Raw genomic sequence first — 10,302 nt, 5'->3', positions numbered from 1 at the left:
GTGGCGCCCACCGTCATCCCGGCGCTGTTGCGGGCCCGGGACCGCCGCCCCGGCGCCCCCTCGCCGACCCCGGGCACGGTCAGCGCGCGGGTGCGGAAGGTCGCCGCCGGTGGCGCGCTGGGTTTCGGCGGCTGCGGGCGCGACGCGGGCGAATCCTGCTGCGGCGGCGCCGGTTCCGTGGACTGGCCGCCGCCCGGCGGGTCGGGATCCGGGTCCGGGTCCGGCTCCGGGGTCTCGGCGCCGGCCTGGGCCAGCGCCTCGTCGAGCTGGGCGGGGTCGATGCCGGGCTCGTCGAACGGGTCGCGGCGGCGGCGGTGCGGCAACGCCAACTCGGCGGCCACCCGGATGTCGGATTCGTCGACGGTGTCGGCGCCGCGCCAGGCCGCGTGCGCGACCGCGGTACGGGCCACCACCAAATCGGCCCGCATCCCGTCGACATCGAACGCCGCGCACAGGGCGGCGATGCGGCGCAGCTCGGCCTCCGGCAGCACCACCGCGTCGACGGCCGCGCGGGCGGCGGCGATGCGGCGGGCCAGCTCGGCGTCGTCGGCGGCGTAGCGGGCGGCGAACCCGTCCGGGTCGGCTTCATAGGCCATCCGGGCCCGGATGACCTGCACCCGCACGTCGACATCGCGGGAGGCCTGCACGTCGACGGTCAGCCCGAATCGGTCCAGCAGCTGCGGCCGCAGCTCCCCCTCTTCGGGGTTCATCGTCCCGATCAGCACAAACCGGGCCTCGTGCGAATGCGAGATGCCGTCGCGTTCGATGTGCACCCGCCCCATCGCGGCGGCGTCGAGCAGCACATCGACCAGGTGATCGTGCAGCAGGTTGACCTCGTCGACGTAGAGGACACCGCCGTGGGCGCGGGCCAGCAGGCCCGGCGAAAAGGCGTGTTCCCCGTCGCGCAGCACCCGCTGCAGATCCAGGGAGCCGATCACCCGGTCCTCGGTCGCACCGATCGGCAGCTCGACGAGCCGTGCGGCGGGCAGCAACGCGGCCAGGCCGCGCACCGCCGTCGACTTGGCGGTGCCCTTCTCGCCGCGGATCAGCACCCCGCCGATCTCCGGACGGACCGCGCACAAGATCAGCGCCAGGCGCAGCCGGTCGTGCCCGACGATCGCGCTGAACGGATATCGGGTCACCGCGGGGACGGTCACCGGGCGGTGTCGGCCTTCAGCCCCAGCACCTTGGTGCCCCAGGACCAGACCTCCTCGAACAGGGCCGGCTCATTGGACAACTGGGTCCCCAGCGACGGCACCATCTCCTTGAGGGTGGGCAGCCACGACTGATACCGGTCGGGGAAGCACCGCTCCATCACGTCGAGCATGGCCGGCACGGCGGTCGACGCGCCCGGCGAGGCCCCCAGCAGGCCGGCGATGCTGCCGTCGGCGTCGGCCAGCACGGTGGTGCCGAATTCCAGCACCCCCTTCGCGCCGTTGGGGCGGATGACCTGCACCCGCTGCCCGGCCTCGATGGTCTCCCAGTCGGCGTCGCGGGCGGTCGGCGCGAACTCCCGCAGCGCCTGGACCCGGTCGGGCTCGGACAGCAGCAGCTGCCCGACGAGGTAGTTCACCAGGCTCATCTGGGTCAGCCCGACGCTGACCATCGACGACATGTTGTTGGGTTTGACCGACTTCGGCAGGTCGGTGAAATGCCCCTGCTTCAAGAACTTCGGCGTCCAGCCGGCGAACGGACCGAACAGCAGCCAGGACTTGCCGCCGATGACCCGGGTGTCCAGGTGCGGCGCCGACATGGGCGGGGCGCCCAGCGGCGGGAAGCCGTACACCTTCGCCTGGTGCGCGGCGGCCAGCTCCGGGTTGCCGGTACGGATGAACTTGCCGCCCACCGGGAATCCGCCGAACCCCTTGGCCTCCTTGATGCCCGACTTCTGCAGCAACGGCAGCGCATCGCCGCCGGCGCCGACGAACACGAACTTGGCGTTGAGCTTCGATTTCTGGCCGGTGCGCCGGTTGCGGATTTTCACCGTCCAGCTGCCGTCGCGCTGCTTGGACAGGTTGCGCACCTCGTGGCCGAACAGCGCGGTGGTGCCGCTTTGCACGCCGTAGCCGATCAGCTGTTTGGACAGCGAACCGAAATCGACGTCGGTGCCGTCGGCCGACCAGTTCAGCGCGACCGGTTCGGAGAAGTCGCGGCCGGCGGCCATCAGCGGCAGCCTGCGGGCGAATTCATCGGGGTCGTCGATGAACTCGGTGGCGGCGAACAGCGGGTTGGCGGCCAGCGCCTGCTGGCGGCGGCGCAGGAAGTCGATCCGCTCGGCGCCGTGCACGAAGCTGACGTGCGGCACCGGGTTGAGGAAGCTGCGGACATCGGTCAGCATCCCGTTCTCCACCGCGTACGCCCAGAACTGGCGAGTGACCTGGAACTGCTCGTTGACGGTCACCGCCTTGGTGATGTCGATCGAGCCGTCGGGCTGCTCCGGGGTGTAGTTGAGCTCACACAGCGCCGAGTGCCCGGTGCCGGCGTTGTTCCACGGGTCGCTGCTTTCGGCGGCGGCACCGTCCAGGCGTTCGATCAGCGTGATCGACCAGTCCGGCTGGACCCGGCGCAGCAACGCGCCCAGCGTGGCGCTCATAATCCCCGCGCCCACCAGCACGACGTCGGTCTTCGCGGTCTTGGCTTCGTCTGACACCGGATCCTTCGTCCTTACCTACTCGCCAGTTTTCTTCGGTCCCCAGGTTATCCCGATGGCCCCAGCTATTGACCCGGCGCGGTCGAATCCCCGCCCGGTGCGGGCGTCAGCAGCCCTTAAGCTGACCGGTGTGACCGGCTGGACGCCCGACGATCTGCCCGGCTACCGGCGGTACACGATTCCGCTGGGCGCCGACCCCGACGGCGAGGGCGACATCGTCGCGACCCTCGTCGCCCGCGCCGACGCGACCGCCGAGGCGGGCGCCGTGCTCGCGGTGCACGGCTACACCGACTACTTCTTCAACACCGCGCTGGCCGAGCACTTCGCCGCCCGCGGATTCGCCTTCTACGCGCTCGACCTGCGCAAATGCGGCCGGTCGTGGCGTGCCGGGCAGACCCCGCACTTCACCACCGACCTGCGGCACTATGACGTCGAGCTGCAGGCGGCCCTGGACGTCATCGCCGCACAGACCGGCTCGGCGCGGGTGCTGGTGTACGGGCACTCCACCGGCGGGCTGGTCGTGCCGCTGTGGCTGGACCGGCTGCGCCGGCGCGGCGCGCTGGCGGCCTCCGGGGTCGGCGGCCTGGTGCTCAACAGCCCGTGGCTGGACCTGCACGGCCCGGCGATCCTGCGCTGGCCGGTGACGTCGGCGGTGATCGCCGCGCTGGCCCGGCTGGCCCCCACGAAGGTGGCCCGCGGGCCCGGCTGCGGCGGGTACGGCTCCAGCCTGCACCGCGACTACGACGGCGAGTTCGACTACAACCTGGCGTTCAAGCCGCTGGGCGGCTTTCCGATCACGTTCGGCTGGCTGCACGCGAGCCGGCGCGGCCAGGCCCGGCTGCACCGCGGCCTGGACGTCGGGGTGCCCAACCTGATCCTGCGTTCGGATCACAGCGTGCCCGAAACCGCCGATCCGGTCACATTGCAGTGCGGCGACGCGGTGCTCGACGTCACCCAGATCGCCCGCTGGGCGGGGTGCATCGGCAACCGCAGCACCGTGGTCCCGGTCGTCGACGCCAAGCACGACGTGTTCTTGTCGCTGCCCGCTCCGCGGCGGGCGGCGTATCGGCAGCTGGACAGCTGGCTGGACCACTATTGCCGTGCCGCGGACCCCGCCGCACCGACCGGAGGCGGGTGCTGATGGAAACCTACGATCTGGCGATCATCGGAACCGGTTCGGGCAACAGCATTCTCGACGAACGCTACGCCGGTAAGCGGGTGGCGATCTGTGAGCAGGGCACCTTCGGCGGCACCTGCCTCAACGTTGGGTGTATCCCGACGAAGATGTTCGTCTACGCCGCCGAGGTGGCCAACACCGTCCGGCACGCGGCCCGCTACGGCGTCGACGCCCACGTCGATCAGGTGCGCTGGACCGATATCGTCTCGCGGGTCTTCGGCCGCATCGACCCGATCGCGGTCGGCGGCGAGGACTACCGGCGCGGCGCACCCAACATCGACGTGTATGACCAGCACACCCGGTTTGGGGCGGTGTCTGAGGGTAGGTATCTGCTGCGCACCGAGGGCGGGGACGACTTCACCGCCGAACAGGTGGTGATCGCCGCCGGCTCGCGGGTCGCGGTTCCGGCGGTCTTCGCCGACAGCGGCATCGGCTATCACACCAGCGACACCGTGATGCGGATCGCCGAGCTGCCCCAGCACCTGACCATCGTCGGCGGCGGGTTCGTTGCCGCCGAATTCGCGCACATCTTCTCCGCGCTCGGGGTGCGGGTCACGCTGGTGATCCGGGGCGGCACCCTGCTGCGCCACCTCGACGACACCATCAGCGAACGATTCACCCGCATCGCGTCGGCCAAATGGGAGCTGCGCAGCCACCGCAACGTGGTGGCCGCCGACCAAGATCGGTCCGGCATCGCGCTGACCCTCGATGACGGTTCGACGCTGCGCACCGACGCCGTGCTGGTGGCCACCGGACGGGTGCCCAACGGCGACCTGCTGGACGCCGAGCAGGCCGGGATCGCCGTCGCGGGCACCCGGGTGGTTGTCGACGAGTACCAACGCACTTCGGCCCGTAATGTTTTCGCGCTCGGCGACGTGTCCTCACCGTATGAGCTCAAGCATGTGGCCAACCACGAGGCACGGGTGGTGCAGCACAATCTGCTGTGCGACTGGGACGACACCCACGCGATGGTGGCCACCGACCACCGTTACGTCCCGTCGGCGGTGTTCACCGACCCGCAGATCGCCAGCGTCGGGCTGACGGAAAACCAGGCGACCGCGCAGGGATTCGATGTGTCGGTGAAGGTGCAGGACTACGGCGACGTCGCCTACGGCTGGGCGATGGAGGACACCACCGGCATCGTCAAGCTGGTCGCCGAACGCGGCACCGGCCGGTTGCTGGGCGCGCACATCCTCGGCTACCAGGCGTCGTCGATCATCCAGCCGCTGGTCCAGGCGATGAGCTTCGGGCTGACCGCACCGGAGATGGCCCGCGGCCAGTACTGGATTCACCCGGCGCTGCCCGAGGTGGTGGAGAACGCACTCCTGGGCCTGGCCTAAGGCTTACCGCGCGAGCAGACGTAAAAGCACCCCAAAAACGTTGTTTTGGGGTGCTTTTACGTCTGCTCGGCAGCGAACCGGTTAGGCGAAGTCCTCGACCGGCACGCTCCACTTCTCCTCGATGCGGCCGTAGCGCCAGACCAGCACGGCGATGGCCCAGGTGACGACGAACATGCCGACGATGACGTAACCGATCGCGTTGAGGTTGAGCCCTGCGACCCAGTTCCAGAATCCGCCCGACCAGCCCAGCCGCTCGGCGAGCAGGCCGAGCAGTTCAACGGTGCCGATCAGCAGCGCGACGACCACGGACAGGGCGGTGATGGTGATGTTGTAGTAGACCTTGCGCACCGGGTTGGCGAACGCCCAGCCGTAGGCGAAGTTCATGAACGACCCGTCGACGGTGTCCAGCAGGCACATGCCCGCGGCGAACAGGGTGGGCAGGCACAAGATGGCGTACCAGGGTAGGCCGGCCGCGGCGCTGGTGCCGGCCAGCACCAGCAGCGCGATTTCGGTGGCGGTGTCAAAGCCGAGCCCGAACAGGATGCCGACCAGGTACATGTGCCAGGAGCGGGCAATGGACTTCGTGGCGCGGCCCAGGATCCGGTTGAGCAGCCCGCGACTATCCAGCTGGGCTTCGAGTTCGGCTTCGTCGTAGCTGCCGCGGCGCATCCGGGCGAACACCCGCAGGATGCCGGCCAATATGACGACGTTGAGGATCGCGATCAGGTACAGGAACACGCCGGAGACGCTGGTGCCGATCAGCCCGGTGTAGTAGTGCAGCCGCGATGAGTCGTCCTGGACCGGACCGACGACGCTTTTGAGGCCCACCGTCAGCAGTGCCGCCAGGCCGAACACCACGCTGGAATGCCCCAGCGAGAAGAAGAATCCCACCGCCAACGGCCGCTGGCCGTCGTTCATCAGTTTGCGGGTGGTGTTGTCGATGGCGGCGATGTGGTCGGCGTCGAACGCGTGCCGCAACCCCAGCGTGTAGGCGGTCAACCCGATACCAACCCCGAAGGCCTTATCGCCGACGCTGTAATGGGCGGGCTCGACCAAGCACACCAACGTGATCCAGCCGGCCAGATGCAATCCGGTGATCACCGCGAACATCAACCCCAGCCGCGACCATTCCTGCCGCGTCAAGGAGCCCCGCAGCCGCGCCCGCCACGATCGGGACTGGTCGGCGACATCGGTGTGGGAAGACAACCAAGCCAGGTTAGGGCACCGCCGGAACGCGGGGCAACGCGCCCCGGCAGCGCTAAGACCGCGGTGCAGCACGACTTATCCGGGACAAACCCCGGCCACTGAAGGTTTGCCAAACTTTAAGATTAGGTCTACCTAACTTGCAGCGTCGTATGCCCTGACGAGCAAAAATAAGCCGATTGATGTCGACACTTCGAACAATCGTCACGTTGCTGAACCACGCGGGTGGCCGGTAGGTTTAATGACCGACGATCGGCATCCCCGACTAAAGGAGCACGATGCTCGCCACTAGCCGCCCCGCTGTGGCCGTCCGGCCGGCGGCACGCTCACCGTGGCGCACTCTGAGCCGGTCGGCACTGATCACGGCGGTGTTCATTGTCCCGGCTGTGGTGGTTCGGGCCGCCGGCCTGCATCCCCACCCCGTTGTCGCCCTGCTGGTGTACGGCGGCGCGGTGGTCGCGGCCAGCTTCTTGCTGGCCTGGGCGGCCGAAGCGGCCCAGATCGATGTGTCCGGTGGCCTGGCGATCGCCTTGCTCGCGTTGATCGCGGTGTTGCCCGAATACGCCGTCGACCTCTACTACGCCTATAGCTCCGGTCATGCCCCGGAATACACCCAGTACGCGGCGGCCAACATGACCGGATCCAACCGGCTGTTGATGGGTCTGGGCTGGCCGGTTGTGGTGCTGGTCAGTTTGGTGGTGGCCCGCAAAGCAACGGGCAGCAAAGCCGCCGCGGTGTCGCTGGAGCCCGCCAACCGGGTCGAACTCGGGTTTCTGCTCATTGCCGGCGTGGCAGCGTTCGCCATCCCGGCCAGCGGCCAGATCCACCTGGGGCTGGGGCTGGGGCTGTTGGCTTGGTTCGGTTTCTACCTCTACAAAATCAGCCATGGCGACGTGGAAGAGCCCGACCTGATCGGCACCGCCGCCGCCCTCGGGGAGTTGCCCGACCGCACCCGCCGCATCGCGGTCGCCGCCTTGTTCGCCGTGGCCGGCGCGGTGATCTTGTTGTGCGCGAAACCGTTCGCCGACAATCTCGTCGCCGCCGGCACCGAGTTGGGGATCGACCGGTTCCTGCTGGTGCAGTGGCTGGCGCCGCTGGCCTCCGAGGCGCCCGAATTCATCATCGCCACCATCTTCGCCAGCCGCGGCAAGGGGGCCGCGGCGATCGGCACCCTGATCTCGTCCAAGGTCAACCAGTGGACGTTGCTGATCGGCTCGCTACCGGTGGCCCACCTGCTCGGCGGCGGCGGATTCTCGCTGGCCCTCGATTCCCGCCAGATCGAGGAAGTACTGCTCACCGCCACCCAGACCCTGATGGGGGTCATGCTGATCCTGGCGCTGCGCTTCCACCGTGCCACCGCCTGGGCGCTGCTGGCGTTGTTCGTTGTCCAGTTCCCGATCACTTCCACCGAGGGGCGGTTGCTGCTGTGCGGCATCTACACCGCGGTGGCCGTCGCGGGGCTGATCGTCCATCGCCGTCACCTGACCGCTACCGTCGCCGCACCGTTCGTCGGGCACGCCGTGCGCCACGGCGGCCACCCCCACTTGCCCACAGACGCGTAGCCCGCGCTTTCCACCCGCCGAGCAGTCGTAAAGGCACCACGGAAGGGCTGATTTGCGGTGCGTTTGCGTCTTCTCGTGGGCTAGGGGATGAACACCACCCGGGTGCCCGACGGCTCACGCTGCGCCCACACCCCTTCGACGTTCGCCAACGGCTCGGCTTGCGTCGTCAACTGCAACTGGCCGTCGGCGAGCATGCCGAAGAGTCGGGGCAGGAATTCCGTGCGGCCGCGTACCACCACATCCGTCGGCACGCTGCCGAAGCCGACGCCGGTCACGGTCACTCCGGCGCTGCGCAAAATGCTCGCCGGCAGGTTGATCGTCGCACCGGCCATCGATCCGACCTGCACGTATCGGGTGGCGTGAAAGGTCGCACCCAGCCCCTGGTTGCCCAGCGCGGACAGCACCTGTTCGGCCGGTTCTCCCCAGAGATAGTCGAGGACCGCGTCGAAGGGCCGGTCATGATGGGCGTCGGCGACCCGGGTACGCAAATCGTCGTGGCCCAGCCGGATGGTGTCGTCGGCGCCGACGCTGCGCAGCCACTGCAGCCGGGCGGCGTCGCGGCCCACCGCGACGACCCGCTGCACCCCGAATTCGAGCTTGGCCAGCTGGACGGCCAGCGCACCGGTAACGCCGGTCGCCCCCAATACCAAGAGGTGCCGTCCCGGCCGGATCTGCGCGGCGTGGTGTAGCGACATCCAGGCCGACAGACCGGGATTGGGCGCGGCCGCGGCGGTCACCGCCGCCACGTCGTCGGGCACGTCGACGGCGCCGCGCGGATCGATCAACGCGCGTTCGGCCATCATCCCGTACGGGCTCACCGCGCCGGTGTAGACCCGGCGCCCATCGGGGAGCCGCGCCACCCCGTCCACCCCGGCGACGCTGGGCAACGCCAACCCCGAGCTGCCGTAGTGCGCCCCCGAGACCAGCCCGCGGGTGAGGTTGGTCAGCGCGGCCGCCTCCACCGTGGCGACTACCGCACCCTGCTGGCCTGTGGGTTCGGGGAAATCGGCGTATGCCGGCGGTTGTCCCAGAGCCTCGATGACCGCTGCTTTCACGTCACCTCCCAGTTAGTTTCCATGGAAACTTACTCCGGCAGCCGGGGTGATGGCAAGATGGTTTCCATGAAAACCAAGGCGGCGGCCATTGCCGAGATCAGCGCGCTGATCCAGGCGGTCGGTGACAAGTTCGACTCGTCCGACGTCGACGCCGAGCGTGACTTCATGGCTCAGCACTGCCCGCCTCGCCTGTTGCCCTTGGTGCACGACATCCCGACCTTGAGCATCCATCTGCTCGACCACATCACCGAGGAGCCGATCAACCTGGTCGAGTTGGCGGCCCGTTCCGGCCAGCTCAAAGGCACGGTGTCCAAGCACGTGCAGCGACTCGTCGAGGCCGGTCTGGTTCAGCGGTCGTCGGTGCCGGGCAACCGCAAAGAGATCGCGCTCAGCCTCAGTGCGGACGGCCAGATCGTCGCCCTCGCACACCGACGTCTGCATGAGGAGATGAACCGCGGGATGCAGGATTTCCTGTCGCGCTACACCCGTGCCGAGTTGGCCACGGTCACGAAAATCCTCGGAGATCTCCTGCGGTCCGAGCGGGTCGGTGTGCGGTTGGTGACGTAGAACCCGCTACGAAGCGAGCACACCCACCAGCTTTTCGGTCAGCCGGCGATGGGCGGTGTTTTGCGAGGAGGCGAACCGCCACCCGTCCTCGGTGCGCACCGCCACCGTCGTGTTGATCCGGGTGCTGCGCGGCCGCCGCTTGCCCTTCGCCACGGCGGCTTTGGCGTGGATCACCGCGACATCGGGCGTCAGAAACCGCAGTTGGGTGACTTCGACTTCTAGCCGCGATCCCTTGAGAAACTTCTTGAACAGCGGGGCATACGATGCGGCGATCGCGTCACGACCCTGATGATGGCTGCCCAGAAACGTGACGTAGTCCGCGTCCGCGGTGAACACGCTGGCATAGGCATTGGCATCGCCTGCGGCCCAGCCCTTAACCTGACGATCAATCAGCGCGCGGATGGCGGCTTCGTCGGCACCCCGGTCGTTGGTCATGCTTCGCTCACCTCTTTGGTCGCGACTGCACGAGCGAACCATCCGCGTCCCGACGTCCGCTGGGATTGTTATCGTTTCGTGACCTTAACCTGGCGTGTTTGGGCCTTTTCGACCCAAGTTTTGTCGGACCCCGTCGCTAGCGTCGGGGGTATGGAATCGGCTAGCCGCGAACAGATCGTCGAAGCCTTCGACGCGTTGGCTGCCGATATGAACCGGTTGTTGGAGTTGGACTTTGAAGCCCTGACCACCCCGGAACGCCTGGACATGTTGGAGCGCTGCGAGGTGCTGCGCCGCCAACTGCCCGCCGTGGAGC

General features: G+C 68.4%; 9 protein-coding genes. 4 read left to right on the top strand and 5 right to left on the bottom strand.

Annotation, left to right across the window (positions count from 1 at the left end; all coding sequences use genetic code 11):
• Together BKN37_RS23465 and mqo are read right to left on the bottom strand one after the other, a co-directional pair.
• Positions 1-1,142 (bottom strand): magnesium chelatase ATPase subunit I (locus BKN37_RS23465; RefSeq protein WP_165618378.1); only part of this gene is annotated, 1,142 nt, incomplete at its 3' end.
• Positions 1,143-1,153: 11 nt separating this feature from the next.
• Complete coding sequence (gene mqo, locus BKN37_RS23460) at positions 1,154-2,650, bottom strand: malate dehydrogenase (quinone) (protein ID WP_083341997.1); 1,497 nt, start codon at positions 2,648-2,650, stop codon at positions 1,154-1,156.
• 130 nt (positions 2,651-2,780) lie between these two features.
• Here mqo and BKN37_RS23455 point away from each other — a divergent pair, with 130 nt between their 5' ends.
• Together BKN37_RS23455 and mtr are read left to right on the top strand one after the other, a co-directional pair.
• Entirely contained in the window at positions 2,781-3,791 is a 1,011-nt protein-coding gene (locus BKN37_RS23455) for an alpha/beta hydrolase (protein WP_071029338.1), read from the top strand.
• The gene (gene mtr, locus BKN37_RS23450; protein WP_071029339.1) at positions 3,791-5,167 is read left to right on the top strand and encodes a mycothione reductase; all 1,377 of its coding nucleotides are present in this window, start codon (positions 3,791-3,793) and stop codon (positions 5,165-5,167) included. Before BKN37_RS23455 ends, mtr begins: the two co-directional genes overlap by 1 nt.
• Before the next feature lie 81 nt (positions 5,168-5,248).
• On the opposite strand, the gene nicT is transcribed toward mtr, so the two are convergent.
• Positions 5,249-6,373, bottom strand: a complete 1,125-nt coding sequence (gene nicT / locus BKN37_RS23445) for a Nickel transporter NicT (RefSeq protein ID WP_071029337.1) — start codon at positions 6,371-6,373, stop codon at positions 5,249-5,251.
• 275 nt (positions 6,374-6,648) lie between these two features.
• On the opposite strand from nicT, the gene BKN37_RS23440 reads away from it, so the two are divergent.
• A complete protein-coding gene (locus BKN37_RS23440; RefSeq protein ID WP_071029336.1) occupies positions 6,649-7,932 on the top strand; it encodes a sodium:proton exchanger in 1,284 nt (427 codons plus the stop codon).
• An 80-nt stretch (positions 7,933-8,012) separates the two neighbouring features.
• Here BKN37_RS23440 and BKN37_RS23435 read toward each other — a convergent pair whose 3' ends face one another.
• Entirely contained in the window at positions 8,013-8,987 is a 975-nt protein-coding gene (locus BKN37_RS23435; protein ID WP_071029335.1) for a quinone oxidoreductase family protein, read from the bottom strand.
• Positions 8,988-9,053: 66 nt separating this feature from the next.
• Between BKN37_RS23435 and BKN37_RS23430 the strand changes: the two genes are divergently transcribed.
• Positions 9,054-9,554 carry a MarR family transcriptional regulator gene (locus tag BKN37_RS23430; protein WP_071029334.1) on the top strand — a complete coding sequence of 167 codons (501 nt, stop codon included), beginning with the start codon at positions 9,054-9,056 and terminating at the stop codon, positions 9,552-9,554.
• Between the two features lie 6 nt (positions 9,555-9,560).
• Here the strand turns inward: BKN37_RS23430 and BKN37_RS23425 are convergent, their stop codons facing one another.
• Positions 9,561-9,989 carry an SgcJ/EcaC family oxidoreductase gene (locus BKN37_RS23425; protein WP_071029333.1) on the bottom strand — a complete coding sequence of 143 codons (429 nt, stop codon included), beginning with the start codon at positions 9,987-9,989 and terminating at the stop codon, positions 9,561-9,563.
• Positions 9,990-10,302: the final 313 nt, after the last annotated feature.

Origin of the sequence: Mycobacterium talmoniae (genome assembly GCF_001854525.1) — a bacterium.
Classification (GTDB): Bacteria; Actinomycetota; Actinomycetes; order Mycobacteriales; family Mycobacteriaceae; genus Mycobacterium; species Mycobacterium talmoniae.
The sequence above is the reverse complement of the archived record's forward strand: the minus strand, read 5'-3'. Positions and strand labels throughout refer to the sequence as shown.

Excerpts from the sequence above, each read along its gene's own strand:
- mtr (WP_071029339.1), top strand. The coding sequence starts at position 3,791 with ATGGAAACCTACGATCTGGCGATCATCGGAACCGGTTCGGGCAACAGC.
- BKN37_RS23440 (WP_071029336.1), top strand. The coding sequence starts at position 6,649 with ATGCTCGCCACTAGCCGCCCCGCTGTGGCCGTCCGGCCGGCGGCACGC.
- BKN37_RS23430 (WP_071029334.1), top strand. The coding sequence starts at position 9,054 with ATGAAAACCAAGGCGGCGGCCATTGCCGAGATCAGCGCGCTGATCCAG.
- BKN37_RS23425 (WP_071029333.1), bottom strand. The coding sequence starts at position 9,989 with ATGACCAACGACCGGGGTGCCGACGAAGCCGCCATCCGCGCGCTGATT.